The organism is Rhodococcus sp. 24CO (assembly GCF_050586165.1).
In the GTDB taxonomy this organism is placed as follows: Bacteria; Actinomycetota; Actinomycetes; order Mycobacteriales; family Mycobacteriaceae; genus Rhodococcus_F.
On the sequence record NZ_JAZFNF010000006.1, the window covers coordinates 315,289 to 341,817 of the forward strand.

Annotated in this window: 6 protein-coding genes; all 6 read right to left on the reverse strand. The window is 64.6% G+C overall.

All coding sequences use genetic code 11. The annotated features are described in order from the left end of the window. Positions 1-22: 22 nt before the first annotated feature. The 6 genes from V2B23_RS16795 to V2B23_RS16820 are packed head-to-tail and all read right to left on the reverse strand — an operon-like array spanning position 23 to position 26,505. Entirely contained in the window at positions 23-1,045 is a 1,023-nt protein-coding gene (locus V2B23_RS16795) for an endonuclease/exonuclease/phosphatase family protein (protein WP_430951393.1), read from the reverse strand. After that, positions 1,035-1,265, reverse strand: coding sequence for a phosphopantetheine-binding protein (locus V2B23_RS16800; protein WP_430951394.1), 231 nt, complete (start codon positions 1,263-1,265; stop codon positions 1,035-1,037). Before V2B23_RS16800 ends, V2B23_RS16795 begins: the two co-directional genes overlap by 11 nt. Next, positions 1,262-2,560: an enterobactin transporter EntS gene (entS, locus tag V2B23_RS16805; RefSeq protein ID WP_430951395.1), complete on the reverse strand. Its 1,299-nt coding sequence runs from the start codon at positions 2,558-2,560 to the stop codon at positions 1,262-1,264. The genes V2B23_RS16800 and entS overlap by 4 nt, the downstream gene beginning before the upstream one ends. Positions 2,561-2,562: 2 nt before the next feature. Continuing rightward, positions 2,563-3,615: an ABC transporter substrate-binding protein gene (locus V2B23_RS16810; RefSeq protein ID WP_430951396.1), complete on the reverse strand. Its 1,053-nt coding sequence runs from the start codon at positions 3,613-3,615 to the stop codon at positions 2,563-2,565. Positions 3,616-3,669: 54 nt separating this feature from the next. Beyond that, positions 3,670-15,789 (reverse strand): amino acid adenylation domain-containing protein, encoded by a 12,120-nt coding sequence (locus V2B23_RS16815; RefSeq protein ID WP_430951397.1) that lies wholly within the window; start codon positions 15,787-15,789, stop codon positions 3,670-3,672. 45 nt (positions 15,790-15,834) lie between these two features. Further along, positions 15,835-26,505, reverse strand: a complete 10,671-nt coding sequence (locus tag V2B23_RS16820) for an amino acid adenylation domain-containing protein (RefSeq protein WP_430951398.1) — start codon at positions 26,503-26,505, stop codon at positions 15,835-15,837. Positions 26,506-26,529: the final 24 nt, after the last annotated feature.

The following is a 26,529-nucleotide window of genomic DNA, read 5'->3' on the forward strand; positions in this document are numbered from 1 at the left end:
ACCAACAGGAAGTTAGGATAACCTAGGTTCCGTCAAAATGGGGTGTCACCGTCGCCACCAGACCATGGTGGTCCGAACCCTCTATCTCGATGCGCTCGAACTCCGTTACCGTCGCTCTGTTCGTCACGATGTGGTCGATGCCGATCAGCGCCGGATACCACGCGTCAGCGGGATAAGTCATCACGAACCCCGCACCCGTCTGCTCCGCGGCATCGGTGAAACCGTCGGTCAGGATCGCACGAAAACGACTGTGCGAGTATGTCGAGTTGAAGTCGCCGCCCACAATCATCGGGTTGCCGTCCGCTGCCTGTTCGTGCAGCAGTCCGTTCAACTTGCCCATCTCCGACGCCCACATCCAGGCCGGCGACGGGTACGGCGGCATCGGGTGCACCGAAGCCAACGTCACGCTGCGGCCGTCGCCGATATCGGCTGTTGCCACGAGATTGGACATAGCGAAGCGGCCCAACGACTCCTGCTCGGTGAGCGGGAAGCGACTGTAGATTCCGGTACCACCGCCGCCGTCCCTCGGCTCGACAAACCGGTACGGCAGCAACGCCGCCAGACCATGCGTGTCCAGTTGCCGCACCGCTGAATCCGTCAATTCCTGAATGGTGAGTACGTCGATCGAGTGCGAGCGGACCTGCTCGACCAACGCTTCCGGATCAGCCTCACCCAGGCGAATATTCGCCTGCATCACCCGGATTCCATCGCCGGCAACCGTGTCCGGCGTATTCGAGACGAACAGTGGTGCTTGGGTGAAAGCACCCGCCAACACAACGACAATGCCCGCTGCGAGGGTCCGCCAGGATCGCGTTACTGCCAGCACCACCAAGCCCAGCAGACCGACACCGAGCATCAACGGAACAAACGACGAAGCGATGATCAATGTGTTCGACTCGGGGCCGACGTAGAAAGCAATCACACCCAGCGCCGCCACAGCTACCGCGGCAACTCCGGCGAGGTATGCCGCCCGCCCGACAACTCGGCGGGCTCCGGTCACAGAACTCGTGGTGGACTCGGGGTCGACCGCGCCGCTATTCGGCACCCATTACCTCGAGCCAGGCACCCACCTGCGGATCCGACGCGAGATCCACGAAATCGATTGCTGCGCCCTCGAATCGCCAGCGCTCGACCAACGACATCAGCCGCACCGAATCCAAGCCCAGATCGATCAGGCTCACGTCTTCGGTCAACTCGTCAACGGGGAGGTCGAGGACCTCGGCAAGATCGGAGATGATGCGTTCGCGGGTGAATACTGTAGTCATCGGTGTTCCTTTTCGAGTTCTGTCGAGGGCAACGGATCGTTGTCCCCGCCTGTGTCTAGATCTGGAGTTCCGCCGGTTACTCGCCGCAGTGACCCCAGCACCACCGTCGACAGTAGGGCGACGCCGCCGAGGGTCAGGCTGTAGACGACAACAGCCGTCGACGGCAGGAACGCTGCGCCGAATGCACCGGCAATCAACGCACCCACCGAGAGTCCGGCAACTTCCTGTGCCGCCCACAATCCATTGACACGGCCCAACAGTGCTGTCGGTGTGTGGGTCTGGATGATCGAGTACCGGAGCACTTCTTGAACAGATGTGACGGCACCCACCACGACCAGCAGGAGAACAGCCACCACCAGTCCCGTGGCCAATCCGACCAGGGCTTGCACGGCAAACGCCGCTACCAGTGCCGTCATCAGCACTCGGCCCGGATGTGCAAGGCGGCCAAGCCAACCGCTGGTGACGGTAGCCAGCACCGCACCGATGGCGCCGGCCGCGTACAACATGCCCACCGCGCGGGAGTCACCCGTGAACCGTTCGTCGACGAACCCGGGAACCAGAACGAGGACACCGCTGCCGAGCATCGCGATCACACCGACTGCCATGACACCGCCAACCACGCGGTGCCCGAAAATGAAGCCCGTCACGGACACCGGCGGTTCGCCGTGCCCGGACTCGTGCCCGTGCTCGGGTGGCATCATGGACGGCAATCCCGAGAGAAGCACGATCGTGATCACGGTTCCGGCGGCCGCAACCCAGTAGTTCCAGGCCACCGACGTTGCCGCGATCAACAATCCGCCGAGTGCCGGAGAAATCACGGCGCCCGCCCGCGCACTGAGCACGTTGAGCGCGCCGACACCCACCAATTGGTCTTTGGGGATAAGACTGGGGATAACGGCAAAAAGCGCTGCGATACTGATCGAACCGATCAGCCCGTTGACAACGGCAAGCACAAAGATTGCCACCGTCGACGGATTCTCGAGCATCGCGTTGACTGCCAACCCGACAAACGTCAACCCGGATACTGTGCGCGCAAACAGAATCAGGGTCTTCCGGTCGTACTTATCGGCAAGAACTCCGCCGACCACCATGCCGCCGATGGACGCACCACCTTCGACGGCTGCCACGAGACCGACCATGAAGGACGATTCCGTAAGCGCGTACATCTGGATCGGCACACCGACCATCAGCATCCCGATACCGAAGATCGAGATGGTACGGGCAATGAAAACTCGCCGGAACGCGGCACTTTCGCGCAACGGCCGCAAGTCGAGTAGCACTCCGTGTTCGCTCATCGCTAGCCCGCTGCGCCCTTCGCGACCGCGTCGGAGATGATCGGCATGACCTGGTCGGTAGCCCAGCCGAGCGAGAGCGCCGACGGGAATCCGACGGCGTTGGGTAGACCGGTGTTACGGGCCAGCGACACCACAGCGCCGTCCTGCACGGCAGGCAACGCGTTCCAGCCCTCGAACTTCGTGAGGTAACCCAGGTCTCCGGTCGGTGAGACGACAAACAGCACGTCCGCGTTCATGTCTCCGACATTCTCGTAGGACAGGATGCCGCGGCCGTCCGCGTCGACGGGAAGTGTGGTGGCATACGGGCTCAGGACCAACCCGAGCGAGGTGAGGAACTGGCCGATGCCGCGCTCGTCGGAGGCCAGCACCGACAACTGTCCGCCGGTGTCGCCGATGATCGCGTTGTACGTCTTGCCCGCGATCGTCGGGTTATCTGCGCGTGCCTTGGCCAGATCCGCTTCGGCAGCCGCGATCACCTCTTCTGCCTTGGCCGGGATACCGAGTGCGGCAGCAACTTTACGAGTCGAGTCCTGCCACGGCTCGCCGTTGGCCTTCGTGTCGAAGTGGACCACCGGGAACTGCTTGCTCAGCTGGTCGTACGCAGACTGGTCGAGTCCCCAGAAACCGGTGGAGACAATGATGTCGGGCTCGAGCACAGCCAACTGCTCGGTGATCGATCCGGCACCCGTTTCCATGTCGAGGGTTTCGGGTGTCTCTCCGCCGAATGCCTCTACCTGCCACGGCCACACTCCGGAGCCGCCGGTAGCGGCACGGTTCTGTGCATCCACCGGAATCGCGATCGGCGTGACCCCGAGCGAGAGCAGAATGTCTGCGTCCTGCGGGGAAAGAGGCATCGCGCGGGTCGGGGCGGACTCGATGGTCGTCTCACCGAACTTGCCGGACACCGTCACCGGGTACTGGCCGGCGTCGGCGCTCGCCGAGGTGGTCTTGCCGGAGTCCGTGGTGTCGGAATCCGACCCGCACGCCGTGACACCGAGCAGAACAGTTGCCGCGGCCAGCGCTGCACCGATCCTGCGATTCCATCGAGTGTTCATTCCGCTTCCTTCGTGGTTAGTAGGGGCTTCGCCCCGTGCGCCTTTGTGGTTGCCCTAGCTACCGGAAAGGCGCACGGGGGTTATTTCTTGTGCCAGTTCGCCCAACGAACCGGCGGCAAAGACCTGAGCGGCCTCAACCTCGCAGCCCGCCTCACGCAGTCTGCTCATCACTGCCATCACGCCGATGCTGTCACAGCCGAGCGCAAAAATGTCGTCGCCGAGTCCCACCTGATCAAGCCCGACATGATCCGCCACCACCTGGCACAGAATTTTCTCGATCTCTGTCACCGGCTCGCGGTACTCCCCGACTGGCGAGATCTCCGGACGCGGCAATGCCGCTCGATCGATCTTGCCGTTCGGCAACGTCGGGATCTCGTCGAGAACCACAAATACAGACGGGACCATGTAGTCCGGCAACACAGCGCTCACGGACCGCAGCAAGCCCGCACTGTCGGGTTCGGTCCCGTCCGCCACGACGTAGGCCACGAGTGCACGGGCCCCGATATCCTCGCGGACCAATACCAGTGCGGCACCGATTCCTTCGGTGGCAAGCAGCGCGGCCTCGATCTCCGCGGGTTCGATGCGGTAACCACGAACCTTCACCTGGTCGTCGCTGCGACCGCGGTACTGAATGTGCCCCGACGCCGTCCACTTGGCTCGGTCGCCCGTGCGGTACATCCGGGTTCCGTCTGGGGCGAACGGATCGGCCACAAACCTTTCCGCAGTTCGTGCGCGTGCACCGAGGTACCCGCGCACCACACCGTCACCGGACAGGTACAGCTCGCCTTCGACGCCGACCGGAACGGGGCGCAACCACTCGTCGAGAATACGAGCACGCGTATTGCCGACGGGCCGACCCGCGACCGGTGACGCGCTGTCCGACACCCGCGCAATCAGCGCGTCGACGGTACTTTCGCTCGGGCCGTACAGGTTGTACGCCTCAACTCCGTCTTTCTCACGCAACAGATTCCACAGCGGCTGCGAGACGGCTTCACCGCCGAAGCCCAGTGATGCGGGCACTCGAGTCCCGTCCAGCAGGCCGTTGTCGATCAGCTGCGTCAGGTGCGACGGTGTCACTTCGACGAAGTCCCATTCCTGCTCGCGCGCTTGCAGGGCCATGCGGCGCGGATCCCGCTGCGTCGTCTCGTCGACAACGCACAGGGCGTGGCCGTCGAACAGCCATAACTGGGGCTGCCACGACGCGTCGAAGGCAAACGACCACGCGTGTCCCACTCGCAGTCGATCACGCTGCGCGCGTCCCTGCGTCGGCACGTAGAGATCTGCCCGGTGGCTGTGGAACAGCGTCACCAGGCCACGATGCGGCGCGAGTACGGCTTTCGGTACACCGGTCGATCCGGAGGTGAACACGATGTACGCCGGATGATCCGCATGCAGCGGTGCGAGTCGATCCGCGTTGGTGACCGGCGTTGAGGACAGTTCATCGAACTCCAGGCTGTCCATCGCCAGCACCAGTGATGCGGGTATCCGGTCGGCGAACGCACCTACTGTCAGAGTGACTGCAGGCGAGACGGTTTCGAAGATCGCATTCAATCGGCCTGCCGGAGCGTCGGGATCACACGCGACGTAGGCGCCACCGGCAGCGAGTACCGCGAGAATCGCTACGACGCTCTCCGCTGAGCGCGGCAGCATCAACGCCACCACCGTCTCGGGGCCGACGCCCTGCCCGATCAGCACGCGCGCCATCCGGTTGACCCGCGCCCCGAGTTCCCCGAATGTCCAGGACACATCGCCGGCGAGCAGTGCGGTCTCGTCGGTGTGACGAGCCACGGCGTCGTCGAACAGATCCGCCGCCGTAAGCGTCGGCACCACAATCGGATTGACGCCCCACGCAGCCTCGATCAGTTCCTGATCCGCAGCCGGAACAGCCTCGATCTCGGACAACGTGCGCTCCGCGGACAGCGCCGTGAACTCCTTCAGCACCTGCGCCAGCCCGTCAGCCAACCTCTGGACTGTGCTGCGGTCGAAGAGTTCCGAGCTGTACTCGATCATGCCGACCACAGTGTCGGTACCCGCGTACTCGACAAAGTCGAACGACAGGTCGAACTTGGCGGTCGCTACCTCGATAGGCTCCGGCGTCATTGCCGCGCCCAGGCTTTCGGCCGGGTTGGGCTCCGTCAAATAGACGATCATGGTCTGGAACAGCGGGTGCATCGACCGAGACCGCTCGCCGCCGCCCAGCACTGAGTCGACTACCTGCTCGAACGGCAGGTCCTGATGCTCGAAAGCACCGAGATCGCTGTCACGGATTCGGTTCAACAGTTCTGCGAGCGTCGGGTTGCCCGACAGGTCGGTACGGAGCACCACCGTGTTGAGGAAGAACCCGACCAGGTCCTCGAGTTGCGCATCCCCGCGGCCGGAAACCGGAGTTCCCAGCGGAATATCCACGCCCGCACCGGACTTGTGCAGAAGCACCGCCACTGCCGCCTGCGCCAGCATGAACATGCTCACGTTGTGCTCTCGGGCCAACGCTCGCAGTCCCACAACCACTTCGGGTTCCCAGGCCAGGTACACAGCGCCACCGGCGTAGCTCGTCCGGGCAGGCCGCGTCCGGTCGAAGGGCAGTGACAACTCTTCCGGCAAGCCCGCAAGGTTCTTGCGCCAGTAGATCTCCTGCGCAGTGGCAAGACTTTCCGGATCTTCGAGGTCTCCGAGAATCTCCCGCTGCCACAGTGTGTAGTCGGCGTACTGAACCGGCAACGGTGCCCAGTCCGGGGCCTGGCCGAGCTGGCGCAGCGCATAGGCCGACATCAGGTCACCCAGCAACGCGCGGGTAGACCATTCGTCCGTCGCAATGTGATGGATCAGCAGGAGGACGACGGTGTGTGTCTCCCCCGCCTTGTCGAACTCGAACACCGAAACCCGCACGGGTATCTCATGTTCGAGGTCGAAGCTGTAACGCGAGGCGTGCGCAACCCGTTCGGTGACCTCGTCCGCCGACACCGTGTGCCGGTGTACCTGAACGTCGATATCGTGGGGCGGCACAACCACCTGGTACGGCTCGCCGTGCACTGAATGGAACACCGTGCGGAGCGCTTCGTGCCTGAGCACCACGTCCTGGACTGCCGCCGCCAGCGCGGCAACGTCCACCGAGGCCGCCACGCGCCACGAGATCGGCACGTTGTACGCGCCGCCGTCCACGCCCAACTGTTCGAGGATCCACATCCGCCGCTGGGCAAACGAGACCGGCACTCGTTCCGGACGCTCCCGACGTCCGAGCGTCGACGAAGTGCTGCTTACGGCGTCGGCAGCAAGTACAGCCAACTGCGCGACCGTTGGCGCCTCGAACACGCTACGGACGGCAAGCTCGACACCCAGTTCACTGCGCAATGCATTGACCAGACGAATGGCCGTCAACGAGTGGCCGCCGAGCGAGAAGAAATCGTCGTCGATTCCCACCGTTTCCAGCCCGAGCGCCGACGCAAACACCTCGCACACCTGGCGTTCGAAGTCCGTACGCGGTTCCCGCGCGGACACAGCGCTCTCGAAGCTGGGGCGCGGTAGCGCCTTTCGGTCCAGCTTTCCGTTGAAACTGACCGGGAACTCGTCGACCGTGATCACGATTGCCGGGATCAGGTAATCGGGAACCGTGCCGTTCAGAGCGTTACGCAACGTGGTCGCGTCAACCACTGCACCGGCGGCCGTCATGACGTAGCCGACGAGTACAGCCTCGCCCTCGGGGTTTCGATGCACCGCGGCGACCGCCCGCGTCACGTCGGGATGTCCCTCGAGGATTGTCTCGACCTCACCCAGTTCGATGCGCAAACCACGAATTTTGACCTGGTCGTCCAAGCGCCCGAGGAACTCGATGGTTCCATTCTCGGTCCAACGAACCAGGTCACCAGTCCGGTAGAGCCGCGAACCATGCCCGCCGTAGGGATCGGCCACAAATCGATCAGCAGTCAGCGCGGACCGCCCCAGGTAGCCGTACGCCACCTGCACTCCGCCGATGTACAGCTCGCCTGCCACACCGGCCGGAGTCGGCTGCAAGCTCGAATCCAGAACGTAGAGTTCCACGTTCGATCCTGGACCACCGATCAAGGAGGATCCGGCGGGGTCGATGCTCAGGTCACGAGCAAGGTCTGCGGCAAGAGTGACCTCGACGGCAGCCTCGGTCGGCCCGTACAGATTGTCGAGTCGCACGCCCGGTAGCGCGGCAGCAAATCGTGCGACGGTTCGGTTCTGCAGTGCCTCACCGCTGCACACGACGCGGCGCAACGACGTCACGGCGGACATCTGTTCGGTGAGTGCCTCTTCGAGCATGGCCGGAACGAAGTGCGCGATGGTCACGTCGTTCTCGCGCAGCAACTGCACCAACGCTACCGGATCCCGGTGCGTATCCGGGCCCGCAATCACGGTGGTTGCACCGTTCATGCTGGGCCAGAACAACTCCCAGACCGAGACGTCGAAGGTGGTCGGTGTCTTGAGGACCACGCGGTCAGTTGGCAGCACCGGCGACTCCGCCTGCACCCAGGCCAATCGGTTGACCACGGACTCGTGGGAAACCAACACACCCTTGGGGTTTCCGGTGGAACCGGAGGTGTAGATGAGATACACCGGGTGAGCCGCGGTCAGGGCGCTCCGACGCTTGGTCACCGCGTCACCACTGAGCGCCTGCAACCGGGTCTGCACTACCGGTGCGTCGACATCGGTACGGGCAACACCAACTGGCAGGGTTACGGCACTGGTTGCGAGCACACGCACCGGCCGAGCGTCACCGAGCATGTACTCGATACGCGACGCCGGCAACCCCGTGTCGATCGGCAGGTACGCCGCACCGGATTTCACGACCGCGTGGATTGCCACAATCAGATCTGCCGAACGCGGAACCGCAACGGCCACCACGTCACCAGGACCAGCGCCGTCTTCGATCAGCAAGCGGGCCAAACGGTTCGAGCGCGCCTCGAGCTGGGCGTAGTCGATCTGCTCGCCGAACGCCGACAGTGCTGTTGCTGTAGGCGACAACGCCGCCTGCCGCGACAGAAGGTCACCGAGGGTCACGGATTCAATGGCGGCGCGGGGTCCGACGCCTACCGCGAGGCGGTGCGCCCGCTCGTCAGCGTCCACCAGTTCGACAGCCCCGACCCGCGAGGACGGGGCGGCCGCAACCTGATCGACAAATCGTGACAGGGTGGCGAGGATCATCGCCACCCGCTCCCGGTCGAAGAGGTCTTCGGCGTACTCGGCGATGACGGTCACTTCACCGGTATCCGGCGCGTCGACAAATGTGACGTTGAGATCGAACTTCGCACGCACGTTGGTCAATTGCTCCCAGCGAGTGGGCACCCCGAGGAAATCCGGGAGAACGCCGGCGCGTTGGAGATAGCTCACCATCACCTGGAACAGCGGATTGCGGCCTTCGACGCGTGGGGGCGCCAACTCCTCGACCACCCGCTGGAACGGGATGTCCTGATGGTCCATCGCACTGAGGTCGGCGTCGCGCGTCCGGTCCACCAGCTCACCGAACGTCGGATCTCCCGACAGGTCGGTGCGCAGCACAACGGTGTTGACAAAGAACCCGACCAGGTTGTCGAGCGCGCTGTCGGAGCGACCGGATACCGGGCTACCAACGGCAATATCGTTGCCTCCGCCCAGACGCGAGAGCACCGCTGCTGTAGCCGCGTGCAGGACCATGAACATCGTGCCGCGATGGTCGTCGGCAATGCCGCGCAGTTTCTGCACCACTTCGGAGCCCAGGGCGATCTGGACGTTGCCTGCAGTGCCAGTGGGCTGAGCGGGGCGCAGACGGTTGGTCGGCAGGACTATCTCGTCCGGGAGTCCGGCCAGGTGATCACGCCAGAATCCGAGCTGGCGATCCGACAGGTCGCCAGAGAGTAGATCGTGTTGCCACAGTGAGTAATCCGCGTACTGCACGGGCAGCGGCTCCCACTCCGGAACCTGTCCCTGCGTCCGGGACAGGTAGGCACGGGTGAGATCACCGAGCAACGGTGCGTCCGACCATTCGTCGGTCGCGATGTGATGCAGCACCAACACGATGATGTATTCGGTAGGTGTGATTCGCACCAGTGTGACACGCAGCGGTACGTCGGTGCGGAGATCGAAGTTGGCCGTCAGCCGCTCGATCACCACACCCTGCGCGGTCTCCGCATCGGCGGCAACAATCTCGAGACGGGTCGCATCCGAGACATCCACGATCTGCTGGTACGGATTCCCGTCGACAAGTCCGATGACGGTACGGAGGGTTTCGTGGCGATCCACGACGTCCTGCAATGCCGCTGCCAACGCGGCCTCGTCCAGCGCGCCGTCCAACCGGGCCACGTGCGCATAGTGGTAACTCAGGCTGTCGTCCTGAAGCTGTGCGAGCATCCAGAGTCGTTCCTGCGCTGCGGACAGCGGCACGAACTCGGGCCGGTTGCCCACGACAATCGACGGTTGTGCGCTTGCCGCACTCGGGAGCAGTTCGGCAATCAGCGCCGGCGTGCGGGCCTCGAAGAGATCCCGAATCGTCAACTGCACGTCGAACTCCGCACGCACCCGCGAGACCACACGCATCGCGATCATCGAATGCCCACCGAGTTCGAAGAAGTCGTCCTCGGCACCGACCGAATCGAGTTCCAGCAGGTCTGCGAAGACGTCGCACAGCGCCTGTTCCGTTGCGTTCTTCGGCGGCCGCGACGCAGTCCCGGTGCGAACCTCCGGCATCGGGAGAGCCTTGGCGTCGAGCTTGCCGTTCACTGTCATGGGGATCGCGTCGATGATCTGCAGAGTGCTGGGCACCATGTAGTCGGGCAGCTTTGCCCGCAGGTACGCGAGCACCGTGGCGGTGATGTCCTGGTCCGAATCATCCGTCGTCACCATGTATCCGGCAAGACGTTTCATTCCCGGGACCAGCGGGTCTTCCACGGCAATCACAGCTGCGGACGCAGCCAGAGGGTGTGATTCGACGGCTGATTCGACCTCGTGCAACTCGACGCGGTAACCACGAATCTTTACCTGGTCGTCGATACGACCGAGGTAGTCGAGGTTTCCGTCGCGCCGCAACCGGACGAAGTCGCCGGTGCGGTACATGCGGTCGCCGCCGAACGGATCGGCAACAAAGCGGTCGGCGGTGAGGTCGGTGCGCCCCAGGTAGCCGCGCGCCAATCCGACACCGGCGATGTACAACTCGCCGGCAACTCCGTAGACGACGGGACGCAGCCACGCGTCCAGGATGTAGCCCCTGGTCGCACGGATCGGGGTTCCGACAGTGGGTGTAACGCTGTCGTCCGTGCCGGCGCCGAGAGTGTTGATCGTGTACTCGGTCGGCCCGTACAGGTTGTAGCCGAGCGTTCCGTCGCTGTCTCGCAAGCGGTTCCAGACCGAGTCCGGAACTGCTTCGCCACCGAGCAGCACCAACGGCGGGCGGTGCCCGGTGCGGTTGGCGTCGATCCGTTCCCGGTCGAGCAATCCCTCGGCCAGCAAAGCCGTCGCGTAGGTGGGTGTCACGTTGACAACGTCGATCTGCTGACGGTCGCAGTAGTCGACCAGAGCATTCGCGTCGCGGCGCAGGTCCTCGTCGCAGATGTGCACCTCGTGGCCCTCAACGAGCCAAAGCAGCTCTTCCCACGACATGTCGAAAGCGAAGGAGACGGTGTGCGCCACCCGAAGTCGACGCCCACCCTCGGCAGCCACCACCGGCTCGAAGATCTTTTCCTGATGGTTGCGCTGCATGTTCGTCAGGCCGCGGTACGGAGTGAGAACGCCCTTGGGCTTACCGGTCGAACCGGAGGTGTAGATGACGTAGGCGGGGTGATCGAGGCGCCCGGCGCGGCCCGGTACAAACGCACAGAGCTCCGCTGCAGTCAGCGGGCTGTTGTCCCAATCATTGTTTCCACCAAGAAGAATCGAACGATCAGCGGGGAGGTTCAATCGGGTCGCCGCAGCCGCATTGGTCACGAACAGAACCGGATCGGCATCCTCGATCACCGTCTCGAGGCGGTCGTCCGGCTGGTCGAGTTCGAGCGGCAGGTACGCCGCACCGGCACGGAGCACCGCAAACAGTGCAACCACCATATCGACGGTGCGCGGGAGTCCAAGCGCTACTACCGATTCCGGACCGCCGCCGCGAATGATCAGTTGGCGAGCAAGCGCTTCCACTCGGCCCGCCAATTCCTGATACGTGACCCGCTCGTCACCGAATACCAGTGCGACCTCGCCTGGAATGGTTGCGGCCCGCTCGATGAGCATCTCGGCGATCGTGACGTCTTCGACAACGGGCAGCGGCGCGTCCCAGGACAACGCCGCACGCCCCAATTCGGTCGGGGTGAGGGCGGGAACGGCTGCGACCAACCGGTCACCGTCGCGTGCAACCGTTTCGAGCAAGGTAATGAAGCGCTCGTGCAAGGCGTGAGCGCGCGTGGCATCCACGATGTCGTGACGGTAATCGATCTTGACGTGCAGTTGCTCACCAGGCGAGACCACCACGGCCAGCGGGTAATGCGTGTGGTCGAGGCTGTCCTCGGCAACGATGTCGTGGCGCGCCGACTGCGCCGCCATCTCGGTCGCGTTCTTGAAATTCTGCAACACGAACAAGGTGTCGAACAGTTCGGTGTGCCCCGTTGCCCGCTGAATTTCTCCGAGTCCGAGGTACTCGCATTCCATTCGCTCGACGTACTCGTCCTGCATCCGTCGAAGCAACTGCGACACGGTTTCCCCTGGCACCAGCGTCACTCGCACGGGCACGGTGTTGAGGAACATGCCGAGCACACTCTCGAGTCCGGCAATCTCGGTAGGCCGACCCGCCACGGTCGAACCGAACACCACGTCGGTGCGGCCCGATTCCGCAGACAGAAGTAGTCCCATGACCGCATTCATCAACGCATTCAGCGTCACTCCGCTGCGCCTGGCCTGCTCACGCAGTGCCTCGGTCAGTTCCGCGTCCACGTAGGACTCGATACGGGTGGGCACCACCGGGGCGCCGCCCTTGGCACCGGCGGCGATCAGCGTCGGGTTCTCGAAACCCTCGAAGTTCTGACGCCACGCCTGTGCTGCGACGTCCGGGTCACGGGAGTCGAGCCACGTCAGATAGTCGGTGAACTGGGCGCCGGCGGCTGGTACGGGATCACCGGAGTAGCGGGCCAACAGTTGGTCGACGAACAGTGCGCCCGACCAGCCGTCCCACAAGATGAACTCACGGTTGATCACCAGGCGGTCGATGCCGTCGCCGAGGTGGATGAGCAGCATGCGCCACAACGGTGGTGCGGTGAGGTCGAACGGACGTGCGCGGTCGGCGGCCGCCAACTCGTCGGCGCCGGCCTTCTGCTCGGTGGGCGAGAGCATCGACAGGTCGGCTTCGACAAAAGGAACTTCGAGTCCGGTTCCGATGAACTGAACCGGGTCTCCCAGACCGGCATTGGTGAATCCGGCTCGGACCGTGGGATTCTCGTCCAGAAGCGATGCCGCAGCGCCGCGCATCCGAGCCACATCGATGCGATGGCCGAAATCCAGTGAGAACTGTGCCGTGTAGATGTCCCGGCCGGAATCGAACACCGATTGGAAGAACAGTCCGCGCTGCAATGGCGAGAGGGGCCAGATGTCCTCGATCACCACGTCGCTGACGGATTCGACGAGTTCGATCTCGCTCTGCGTGAGTGTGATGTGACGCAGATCGGACGGAGTGAGCCCGGACGTCGCACCGCCCTCCGCCAAAGCCACCAACTCACGCAGCGCATCTCGCCACAAGCCCGCCAGGGTCTCCAATTCCGCCTCGTCGACACCGAAGTCGGAAGCAAACTCCACACTGGCACCGCCGGACCGGTCGGCATGCACAGCGATGTCGAGGGCGTATCGACCGATACGGTCGCCGCCAGTGCGCACCAGCACCTGAGGCGTCGGCAAGGCTGCCAGCGCAGGGCCGGCCTGAACGTTTGCGTAGCGCAGCAGCGGCCAACCGGAACCACCTGCGGCCCTTGCCCGTTCCTTGGCCGATCGCAGAGCACTGTGCGCATCGCCGGTCAGCACCAACCGAACCGGAGACGTGTAACCCAGCGGCCCGACGGTACGGCTCAGGTCGACGTCGTCGCCGGCTGCCCACGGCTGACGTCCGTCGCGCCACACGTCGACGGTGAGTTCGTCACTACCGTCGACGCGCCGCGTCCAACGGGAGACTGCGAGCGCTGTGGCCGCAGCCCACACGTCGGCAGGCTCGCCCTTGACCAGGCTCGGCACTCGCGTTGTTGCAGTGGCGTATTCAGACGGCGTCAGCAGCTCCGTCCGGGCTGCCGGAGCACCCGCGGTGTCGGCTGCCACTACAAGATTTGCACCCGGCGCCAGCACCGACGTCCAGGTGACCAACTCGGCCAGACGGGTCGGCGATGTCGCTTCCTCGGCAAACCGTCGGGCATGCGCCTTCAGTGACGTGGGCACGGGTGGCAGGACAACCTTGCGCCCCTTGGACACCGCCCGGAGCGCGGTGGCAAAGTCCTCCGTGACAACCTGCCAGGATACGTTGTCGATCAAACCTGCTGCGGCAGTGAGGATCAGGTCGCCATCGGCGGACCAGGAAACACACAGCCCTCGACCGGTTGCGGGGTCCGGAACGACATCATCACCAACCAGTGAATCCGCCTGCACCGCATCAGGTTCGGCAACTGCAAGCATCCACAGCACCGGCACGGGTGCAGTAAGAGTCGCTCGCAACCCGTGGTGATGGGTGACAATCGCCTCGACCGCGTCGACCAATTGCTCCCGGGTCAGATTCGCAGGAGCGGCAATACGGTGCTCACGTAGAGTGCCGGCAACCGGCAGTCCGTTGTCACGGCGGGCAGCGAGACTCGGCAGCAAGGTCAGTGGTCCCGCGCCGTCTTCGTCGTGCGGACGATCCGCAGCCACGACGTCCAGTCCGTCGACGTCGTACGACCACACGGACTCGTCGACTGCCTCGAGGAACGAGTCGACGAAATCTCCGAGACTGTCGGCAATCTCGTTGCAGCGCTGCGCATTGTCCGGGTGACTGCGAAGCCCGATCTCGATCGGTTGGCCCGACTTGTGCAGCAACACGATGAACTCGAGTTCACCGACCGGCCCGGATGCAAGCATCTCCACGTTGGATTCTCGGCCGATAGTGAAACGGGAGGTCGAGTTGGGCATGATGTTGATGCCGATGCCCGGGGGCCGCCAATCCGGGTTCCTGGCAGCCAACTCGCGGCCGATCGCCTCACCCCGATAACGGCCGTGCTTGAGCAGTTTCCACATCTTCTGCTCGGCGCTCGTTGCGATGTCCGCGAGTCTGGCCTGCTCTCCGACGTCGATGCGCATCGGAAGCACGCTGGCCACCATGCCGGGCACAGCCCGCAATTCACGCGTTCCGCGAGCCGTGGTCGGCAGGCTCAGCACTACGTCGGTGGTGCCGGTTGCTCGCGCGACATAGCCGCCGAGCAGCGCAATCACCAGCCAGGACAAGCGCAGTCCGTGCGCTTTGCCGTACTCCTCGAGTCGCTGACGGCGTTCGAGGTCGAGCGTGAGCGTCACACTCGTGACGCCGGGCGCCGGTGGGTGGTCGACGGTGATCAAGCGCGGCGACGTCGGAAGATCGCCCAACTCGGCAATCCAGTAGTCCCGATCGTCGTCGATCGTGGTGCCGGAGGTGTACTCGACATCGGTCTCGACGAACCGTGCCAGCGCCCATTCTGCGCTCAAATCCGGTGCGGTGCCCTCGACGTACGCACGCATGATTTTGTTCAGAACCAGAGCGATGCCGTAGCCGTCGTTGATGATGTGGTGGTACTGCTGGTAAAGCCGCATCGTGTCACCGTCGATGAGGTGCACGGCAAAGGTGAAGAGCAGGTCGGTCGCCAGATCCACCGGCGATTCCATCCGCTCGCGCATCCACCGCAGCGACGCCTCTCGCGGGTCGGCCTCGGCGCGGAAGTCGATGACGGGCAAGTCCCAGTCGCGGCTCTCGCGCGCAATCTGCACCAGAGCGCCGCGAGCATCCACGTCGAAGTTCACATGCAATGTCTCGGCCTGATCCAGCACAGATCGGCAGGCCTCGACCACTCGATCGATATCGACCTCACCAAGTGTCTCGGTGTAGATACCGGTGTTGTAGAGGTGTCCCACCGAGTCCAACTGGTGCCCGAAATAGATGCTGCGTTGGGCCGCTGTCACCGGAAATGCCGACTGCACTGTATTTTTCTCCAAGACTTCAAGATCCACCGTTGGCTCACCAGCGTGGACAAACTGCTGGTTAGCCTATCCAAACTACGGAACGGCGCTCAATTCGACCTGCCCGAACTCTGCGGCAATCGCTCGTGCATCGCCTTCGCCGAAGACAGTCGCGTCGTAATCGAGCCGGATTTCCACGAGTCGCCCGTCGCCTGAGGCGTAGACCGTCACGTCGAGAACACGCGGGTCAACGCGGCGCTCGTCGCCGAAATTTCCCACACCCCGACTCTCGACATCTCGGATCACCCGGACACTCACTTCCGGCCGTCCCCACATCGCAAAGACCGGAGCACTCTGTGCATTGAGGTACCGCAACATGCCGTAGCCCGTGCCTATACCGCCTGGTACGACGCCCAGAGCGGCCTCCGCGGCCGCCATCGCATCTTCTGGAGTGACCGAGACGGGCAGTGCCGGCAACCGAACCGGCACCCCGACAGCAAAGGGACCCACGGTCGCCAACGGGTCCGGTTCGTCCGAACCGGCAATGCGAGCGTCACGCTCGAGTTCGACGGTCAACTCAGCCGGCGCGGCTCGCCACCTCGCCAACCCGTAGGTGAGGGCGGCCAGCGCAGCCGTTTCCACATCGCCTTCCAGTCGCGCGTCCACCGTCGCCCGATATGTCCCCCTCGGGCCACCCGTGAGAACCGCGGGCGCTCCCGGGCGCAACTCGGCGCCCGGTGCCAGGACCTGCGACCAGTGCGTCAGTTCACCCATCAACGCCGGATCCTGCGCCAACTCGTTGAAACGCTCCGCGCACCCGTGCGCGGTCGCGGCGGGACGGCGAAGTGACATCACGCCGCCGCTCGCACGCGCACGCCACATCGACTCGAGGTCCGCTCGCACCACCGCAGCCGACGCCGGATCTGCCGCCAACGCATGCACGGCAACAACCAGGATTCCGCTGCGGGATTCTCCGGCATCGAGCCAGCGTGCCGTCACGGTCCGGCCGTCTTCGAGATCGAGTTCGGCAATCAGCGCCGTGGCCTCTGTCGCTGCCCGCAAGGCAAGATCGGTATCGCCGAGGTCACTGCACTCGACATGCTGCACAACTGCAGCCGCATCAGCGACGGTCTCGAGGGACCACAAGACCGACGCAACCCTCGTCAGTCGCAGCCGCAACGCATCGTGCGCCTGCAGCAGTGCCGACATGGCTTGCTCGACGTCGCTCGCCCTGGTTCCTACGGGAGTCGAGACAGACAGCGCGGTACCAAGCCCTGCTGGCGAGACTCCGGATTCGCGGGCGCGGTGCACCAACGGTGTCAATGCCAACGAACCCGTCACATCGCTCGGATCCACCGGCCCGGTGTTGGCGGTCTCAACCTCGCCTGGCGCGCCGAAATCCACGACCTTGGCCAGCGCGGCGGGTGTGCGCCATTGGAATATCTCCTTGGGCCCGAATGTAATTCCGCGCCGACCGGCAGCGTTCACGACCTGAATCGAGATGATGCTGTCGCCGCCGAGCATGAAGAAATCGTCATCTGCACCCACTGTGTCGACGCGCAGAGCCTCTGCGAACAACTCGCACATCGCTGTCTCTTCTGGGCCCTGCGGCGCCCGCCGTTCGGACTCGTCGGGAGCAACCGGCTCCGGCAGAGCCCGACGATCCAGTTTCCCGTTCGGCGTCAGCGGCAACGCGTCGAGTACAACCATTGCCGTCGGAACCATGTAGTCCGGCAACAGCGTCGACGCAAAAGCGGCAAGCTCGGCCGCGGCAACCGTCGCATCCGGAACCGGGACGACATACCCGTGGATCTGACCGCCTCGCGCCACGACAGCGCACTGAGCCACCGTCGGATGCGACGTGAGCACGTTCTCGATTTCGCCCAGTTCGACGCGAAGTCCACGCAGCTTGACCTGACCGTCCGTGCGGCCGAGGTATTCGAGAGCGAGGCCTGCGTCGCCGTGCTCGCGCCACCGCACCAGATCGCCGGTGCGGTAGAGCCGTTCGCCGCTCTCTCCGAACGGATCGGCGACAAACCGCTCCGACGTCAATGACGCCCGGTCGTGGTAGCCGCGCGCCAACTGCACACCGCCGAGGTACAACTCCCCCGCAACTCCCGGTGCAACGCGCCGTAACCGGGCGTCCAGAACAAGTACGCGGGTATTCCATAGTGGACGCCCGATTGTCACCCAGTTCGTGTCCAGCGCGGGAACGATGCGCGACGCCGTCACGTCCACCGCTGCCTCGGTGGGTCCGTACAGGTTGTGCAATTCCGCATCGACCAACGCGTGGAACCGATCCCGATGATCAGGGGTGAGCGCTTCGCCGCTGCACAGCACCCGAGACAACTGCGGGCGCGGGCCCGTTTCCACGGCAACGTGATCGAGGAAAGCAGCAAGCATCGACGGCACAAAGTGTGCTGTGGTGACAGAACGTCGTTTGATGACGTCGCGCAGGTAGCGCGGATCGCGATGCCCCTCCGGCGCAGCCACCACCAGTGTTGCCCCGGTGATCAAGGGCCAGAAGAACTCCCACACGGACACGTCGAACCCGGCCGGTGTCTTCTGCAGCACACGGTCGTCGCTGCCGAGGTGGTATTCGTCCTGCATCCACGACAGTCGGTTGACCACGGCGCGATGGCTGACCAGAACGCCCTTCGGCCGCCCAGTTGATCCGGACGTGTAGAGCAGGTACGCAGCACTGTCGGGATGGACAACCGCACCCACGGCTGTGGCCACATCCGATTGTGTTGTTGCAGTGCCGCCCTCGTCGATCTCGAGTATCGGAGCGGGACCGGTCAGCGGTTCGATACCCGGGCCTACCACCAGCAACGACGGCCGTGCGTCCGCGAGCATGTACTCGAGCCGATCCACCGGGTAGCTGTCGTCGAGCGGAAGATAGGCGGCACCCACGCGGTGGATAGCCAGCAACGTCACTACCAGTGCGGCACTGCGCCGTACCGCCACCGCGACAACGCCACCCGTCGGCACCACACCTCGAAGTGTCGCGGCGAGACGCTCGACTCGCCCGTTCAATTCGGTGTAGGTCAGCGACTCGCCGCTCTCGTCGACAATCATGGCGACGGCGCCGGGTGTGAGCGCGACCTGGCGAGCGAACATGCCCGGCAAGGTCAGCGAATTGTCAAGCGGTACAATACGGCCCGGCTCGGATATCGCGATCGCTGTCCGGTCCGCCGGAGTCATCGGATCAAGCTGGGATAACCGTAGTTCCGGGTTTGCCGCACACTGCCGCAGCACCTGAACCAATCGCCCGGCAAATGCGTCCACCGTGCCCCGATCGAACAGATCAGTGGCGTACTCGATGCGACCACGGATCCCGCCGTCGGCGGATTCCGCGAGGTCGAACGTCAAGTCGAACTTGGCCGTTCCGGTTTCGAGGAATACCGGACTCGCCTCGAGGCCCGCCATCTCGATCCGGTCCACGGCATCGCGGTACTGCACCAGTATCTGGAACAGGGGCTGGCGGGACAGGGAACGGGCCGGGGCCATCGCCTCGACCAACTGCTCGAATGGAACATCCTGATGCGCATAGGCATCGAGGTCAATGGCGCGAACTCGCTCCAGGAACTGTGCGAAGGTCGGGTCTCCCGACAAATCGGTACGCAGCACCAGGGTGTTGACAAAAAAGCCCACCACCCGCTCGAGCGCGGCATCGGAGCGCCCGGCAACAGGTGAACCGACGACGATGTCGTCCCCGGCTCCGAGTTCGGACAGCAGGACTGCAACTGCGGCGTGCGTGAGCATGAACATCGTTGCTCCACCGGCAGCGGCGATTGCCGCCAATGAAGCCCGTACTTCCGGCTCGAGTTCGAACGCGACCGCAGATCCCCGGTACGTCGACACTGCAGGGCGCGCCCGATCACGAGGTAGCGCAAGCTCTTCGGACTGCCCGGCAAGCACACCGGTCCAATACTCGAGCTGACCGGCCAGCACGGATTCGGGGTCGCTTGCCTCGCCGAGGACTTCGGGTTGCCACGCGCTGAAGTCTCGGTACTGCACCGGCAGAGCGTCGGGCATCGCCGCTGCGCCGGACACGAGGTGTGAGTACGCCCGAGTCAGATCGGAAACCAGTGGACGCGCGGACCATTCGTCGGCTGCGATGTGATGCACCAACACCATCAGGTGCGCGTCGTCGGTACCGGTGCGCAGGAGAACAGCGCGCACGGGAAGTTCGTGCGCGATGTCGAAGGTGTAGGCGGCTTCCCGCGAAAGTGTCGACTCCAGCTCGGCTGGAAGCACGTCGAGAATGGCGAGGTCAAGCTCGACGTCCGCGATCGGAAGCACTCGCTGATACCCGATGTGCCCAGACTCGCCGTCACCGGACTCAGCGGTGAACACGGTGCGTAGTGTTTCGTGTTGGCTCAGAACGTGCGCCAGCGCGCCTCGCAACGCATCCAGATCCACCGAACCCTGCAGATGCATGGTGTACGGGATGTTGTAGGTGGAGCTGGGGCCCTCGAGCTGGAACAGGAACCACAGGCGTCCCTGCGCGGCAGACATCGGCACGGTCGTCCCGTGATCCCGGCGAACCAGTTCAGGTCGCCTGACCTTCCCGATCTGTGCTGCCCGAGCCAGTTCGGCGGGGGTACGTAGATCGAACACCTCGCGGATCGTCACGTCGTGACCGGTGCGAGCGCGGATCGCCGACGCCAATCGAGTGGCGAGCAACGAGTTGCCGCCGAGAGCAAAGAAATCCTCGTCGGGGCCGACGGTAGTGATGCCGAGGAGCTCGGCGAGCAGCTCGCAGTAGATCCGCTCCAGTTCGGTTGCCGGCTCGCGCCGTCCCTCGCTGCGTACCGGTGCGGGAAGCGCGTCGCGGTCGACCTTGCCGTTCGGCAGCACGGGAAAGCCGTCGAGAACGACAAATACTGCAGGAATCATGTAGTCGGGCAGCAGATCTCGAAGATGCACCCGCAACTCGGAGTCGTCTGGCATGTCGGCGCCTGGTGCGCGAACCGCGTACCCGACAAGCTGATCTGACCCCGCCGCGCTCGCGCGCACCACAACCAGTGCACGTTCGACGGACGGATGGGAAGCCAACGCCGCCTCCACCTCGCCGGGTTCGATCCGGAATCCGTGCAGACTCATCTGAGCGTCGGCGCGAGAAACGAAGTCGAGTTCGCCGGACCGAGTGCGACGCACCAGATCTCCGGTGCGGAACAACCGTCCACCGCTGCCCAACGGATCCGCGACAAACCGGGCTGCGGTCAACTCCGGTCGGCCGAGGTAACCGCGGGCAACCTGGACGCCCTCGACATACAGTTCACCCGTCACCCCGTCCGGCACCGGACACAGGTATGCGTCGAGTAACCGCGCACCCACTCCGGGAACGGGAGCGCCGATCAGCACTCGGTTGGCGGAAGGTGTTGCCGTCCAGAAGGTCACATCACCGGCAACCTCGGAGGATCCGTACGAGTTGATCACTCGTGTGTTCTTCTCGTCGAACATGTCGATCACCGCGCGCGTGAGCGGTTCACCACTGAGGAACCAACTCGAGACCCGGTGTGCCGATTCTTCTCGGAACTGCGCCAGCGCGGCAGCCAGGCTCGGCACCGCGGTGAGCTGGCGCACGCCATGTCGGTCGATCAGATCCGCGAGCGCCCCGGCATCACGAGACTCCGCGTCAGCTGCGAGAACCAACCGGGCACCGGCCAGTAGCCCTGCCAACAGTTCGGTGGAACCGTCGATGAAACTCATCGAACTCTTTGCCAACCGCACATCCGCCCACCCGTCGGCGCGCACCAGATCACGCTGCCAGACCAGGCGATTAGCCAGTGCGCCTGCAGTTCCCATCACACCCTTGGGCTGACCGGTGGAACCGGAGGTGTAGACGACGTACGCGGCGGCGGCAGGCGACACGACCCGGCCCACCCGATCACCGCGAAGCTCAGCAGCGGCAGCCTCGAGTTCGGCGATAGTCGCATCGTCCGAGTCCGGCCGAATCCACTGCGCGGTATCGGCGTCGACGATCACCAGCGCCGGATCGGCATCGGCAAGCATGTACTCGATTCGCGCACGCGGGTACGACGGATCGATCGGCAGGTACGCCGCGCCCGCGGCAATCACGGCGCGGAGCGCAACAACACACTCGATGCTCCGTCCGACGGCGATGCCCACCACCACGTCGGTGCCGATGCCACGCTGGATCAGTAACCGCGCCAACCTGTTCGAACGATCAGCGAGCTCTCGGTACGTGTACTCGTCCGGTCCACAGATCAGGGCCACTCGATCGGCGAACTCATGTTCCGCGTCGTCCAGCAGTTCGGGCAGCAGACGGGTTGTGTGACCTACGACCGACTGTGCATGTCGTTCGGCCGGCAACAGCACGTCCACGCTCTGCAGGCCGGCATCCGCGTCGGTGGCAAAATGCTCGAGGACCGCGCGCAACCGAACCGCGATGGACTCTGCCGTCGCCCGATCGAAAAGATCCTCCGCGTACTCGATCCGCACGTCGAGTCCGTCGGCGAGCTCTACGAACTCGAAGGTCAGATCGAACTTGGCGGTGCCCGTGGAAACGTACGACGGGCTGACCTCGAGTCCGGTGAAGCTGGGTACCGAGTGCGGCGTGCGATGCTGAACCATCGTCTGGAACAAGGGATGTCGGGCGAGAGATCGCGTCACGCCCACCACGTCGACGACCTGCTCGAATGCTACGTCCTGGTGCGCAAACCCGTCCAGGGCGCCACGTCGCACACGCGAGAGCACCTCGGTCAGCGAGGGGCGTCCGCTCAGATCGACCCGTTGCGCCACCGTATTGACAAAAAATCCGACAGTATCCTCGAGGCTGCCGTCCACCCGGCCTGCGATCGGGGCACCGAGCGTGATGTCCTCACCGGCACCGAGTTTCGACAGTAGAACGGCGACCGCTGCCTGCGCCAGCATGAACATCGTCGCGCCCGACTTCTCGGTCACGGATCGCAATCCGTCCGCCACCGGCGCGCCGGTGTGTGTCCAGACCTCGCCGCCGCGCCACGTCGGCACAGCAGGGCGAGCACGGTCGTACGGCAGCTGCAATTCCTCGGGGGAACCGGAGAAAAGGTCGCGCCAGTACGTGAGCTGCCGGTCGGTGGACGCGCGCAGGTCGGAATCTTCTGCGCACTCGCGCTGCCAGATCGCGAAGTCCGAGTATTGAATTCGAGGCTGCTGGGCCGGCAACTGCTCCCCGTTGTACACCGCTGCCAGATCGGTGAGCATCGGTCCGGCCGACCACTCGTCACCCGCGATGTGGTGAATAACCAACAGCAGCACTGCGGACTCGGCATTCGACTGCACCAGGTGAGCCCGTACCGGAATGTCATGTTCGAGATCGAACGGCACGCAGGCCGCAGTCAGCAGCGCGGACTGCAACTCCTCCTCGGGGACCTCACTGACCGTGAACTCCGGCGCCGCGTCGAGTACCCGACCGAAACCCACTCCGTCGATGTCGACGACAACGGTGCGTAACACCTCGTGTCGGGCGACAACTGCGGCAACAGCGCGTTCGAGCGCTGCCGCATCCACTTCGCCGCGCAGATGCAGCGCAAACGGAATGTTGTAGGTAGCGGATGGACCCTGCGTCTGGTGTACAAACCACAGGGACTGCTGCGCCGACGACAGCGGCACAACGTCCGTCCGCTCGTGCGCAACAATGGCAGGACGAGCCGGCGCAGCGGATTCCACTCGGACGGCCAGTCCTGCTACCGTCGGCGTGTCGAAGACGTCGCGCAGCGACAATTCCACTCCGAGTGCGGATTTGAGACGGGCCACGAGCCGGGTAGCGGAGAGCGACGTGCCACCGAGCGTGAAGAAATCCGCGTCGACACCCACCACGGTGAGCCCGAGCAGATCGGCAAACATGCCGGACAGCGCGATCTCTGCAGCGGTCTCAGCCGAACGACCCGTGTCCGCATCCCCGAAGTCCGGCGCCGGCAGCGCCTTCCGGTCGATCTTGAGGTTAGGGGTGAGTGGGAACTCGTCCATCACAACAATCGCCGACGGCACCATGTACGCCGGAAGACGATCGGCAATGAATGTTCGTAGCGCCGCGAGGTCGACAAGCGCGCCCGGGGCAGCCGTGACGTAGCCGACCAGATGAACGGTGCCACTGTCGTCACTTCGGGCGACCGCGACGCAAGCACCAATCGTGTCGAACTCCCCTGCCACGGTCTCGATCTCGCCGAGTTCGATGCGGTGCCCACGCACCTTCACCTGATCGTCGCCGCGGCCGAGGTATTCGAGCTGACCGGATTCGGTCCACCGCACCAGGTCGCCGGTTCGGTACATCCGGCCGCGGCCGAACGGGTCAGCCACAAATCGGGTGGCCGTCAGGTCGGGTCGACCACGGTAGCCGCGTGCGAGTTGTGTTCCCGCAACGTACAGTTCGCCGATCGCACCAACGTTGACCGGTTGCAGATAGCGATCCAGAACCACTGCGGCGGTTCCCGCGAAGGGCCGGCCGATCGACCCTGTCCATTCGATGTTCGGCAACACCGGGGTGCTGGTGCACCACACCGTGGCCTCGGTGGGTCCGTACATGTTCTGCACCGACCGTGCCAGCTCGCTCAGCTGTTGCGCCGTGCGGGTGGGCAAGGCTTCACCGCCCACCAGGACGTCGACGCCAGCCAGATCGGTTCCGCCGTGCTCGAGCACCGTCCCCCACTGCGAGGGAGTGGCCTGCACCGCGGTGACGGACTCCGAACTCATCAGTGCCGCGATGGCTGCCGGTTCCTTGGCCTGATTCTCGTCGGCAAGGATCACTGCGCCGCCCGCGGTGAGCGGGACAAACAGTTCGAGGACGGCAATGTCGAAGGACAGCGTGGTCACAGCGAGCAACCGGGTGTGCGCGTCGATACTCGTGAGATCCGTGGCCGAACGGACAAACCGTGCCAGGGCGCGGCGGTCCAGCATGACTCCCTTGGGGTTTCCCGTGGAACCGGAGGTGTAGATGACGTAGGCGGTGTTGGCCGGCGCCACGCGCGCCGCACTGTCCGCACTGAATTCTGCTGCCGACCAACCGATCTCGCTGCCGGCCAGTGTTGCGACGGCAGTTCCGGCCGGGACCACGATCCGATCGGTGAAGCCCGAGGTGGTCAGCAGTATCGCCGGCCGAGCGTCGTCAAGCATGTACTCGAGCCGCGATGCGGGGAACTGCGGGTCGAGCGGAATGTACGCGCCGCCGCAACGCAGCACCGCGAGGAGCGCAACCACGGCCGACGCATCTCGTGGCAGAGCCAGCGCGACCAGCGACTCCGGGCCGGCGCCCCGAGAGAACAGCTCGGCTGCCAAAGCGTCGACGCGCGCAGCCAATTCGGCATAGCTCAGCCGTTCAGTGCCGGCAACCAGGGCAAGATTGTCACCGTGCTCGTCAACCTGAGCGTCGAAAAGATCCAGGACGTCCGGGCAATCGTCATCGAAACCTGTTGCCCACCCTCCCCATTCGGCGAGGATCTGCAGAGATTCCGGTTGGAGTAGCGACACCTGGGCGATCGCGGCCCCCGTGCCCTCAGCGGTGACGGATTCGAGCAGCCTGGTGAGAGCTGATGCGTGACGCGCGAGCTCCAGGTCCGTGTATCGATCTGCGTCGGCGTCGATCTGAATCTCGAGCTCGCCGGTCTCGTCGAGACGACGCACGATGAAAGCGATGTCGTGTACCGGACCGCGGGCCAGTGAATGGACGGTGGCAGCGGCCCCGTCGAATCGCAGGGTGTCGCCGAACGGCTTGATGTTGACCGTCGGGCCGACGGGGCCGGCGCTACTCGCGGGCAGTCGCAGGTCACGATGAACAGCCTCGGAGCGATACGCGGCATGCGGGGCCGTGCGCTTGACCGCCGCGCGGACGCCCGCAGCGAGGTCGATGAGACTGGAATTCGGGTCGACCGCGACGCGCAGCGGCAGGACGTTGACCGCGGTGGTCAGAACTTTGGCGGCAACGGTGCCCATACGGTTCATCGACGGGAATCCGAGCGTCACGTCGAGGCTGCCAGTCGAGCGTGCCAGGTACGCCGCCACTGCGGCCGTGACTACGTCGGCCCAACTGCCCTCGACAACGCGTCCCGCGGCAGTGATGCGCTCTGCCGATGCCGCGGAGATCAGCGTGGTGTGGGACTGAAGCGTCCGTGCAACGGACGACGCGGGCGGGCTTGCGATCCGCGAGAGACTCACCGACTCCTGGGCGCCGAGCAGTTCGGCCGACCAGAAGTCCCGATCGAGGCTCTGAGCGTCGGAATCCGCGCGAGCGGTGTCCTGGTCGAGGATCAACTCGAGCGAGTCGAAGCGGCTGGCCGGCGGTTCCTTGCCCCGAGCCACGGCATTGTGAACGGCGGCGATCCTGCGGCCGAGCAAGCTGTACCCGTAGACGTCGATCAACGTGTGGTGGACACGGAAGAACAACGCGTGGTGCGACGGCCCGAGCGCAAAAACGGTGACAACGCATCCCGGTCCGGCCGACGGATCGAGGGGCACGCGGAGCTGTCGGCGCATCTCTGTGAGCGCGACCTCAAAGCTCTCACGTGCGACAACGTCGGTTCCGGGGTACTCCCAGGCGCCGAGTTCCTGATACACCTCGCCGGAGTCCGTGCCGAACTTCGCCATGAGCGACGGGGTTTCCGCGACCACACGATCCACCGCGCGCGCGAGGACGGACGGGTCGAGCGGGCCGACGATCTCGATGCATTGACCGGTGACAAAAGTGGGGTTCTGCGGGTCGAGTTGTTGCGCGAACCACATCCCTGCCTGCGCAGCCGTCAACGCCAGACGCTTCTTCGACACCACTGGATCTCCTCGCAGTCCTGC

Coding starts and splice junctions, on each gene's coding strand:
- V2B23_RS16800 (WP_430951394.1), bottom strand. CDS start 1,265: ATGACTACAGTATTCACCCGCGAACGCATCATCTCCGATCTTGCCGAG.
- entS (WP_430951395.1), bottom strand. CDS start 2,560: ATGAGCGAACACGGAGTGCTACTCGACTTGCGGCCGTTGCGCGAAAGT.
- V2B23_RS16810 (WP_430951396.1), bottom strand. CDS start 3,615: ATGAACACTCGATGGAATCGCAGGATCGGTGCAGCGCTGGCCGCGGCA.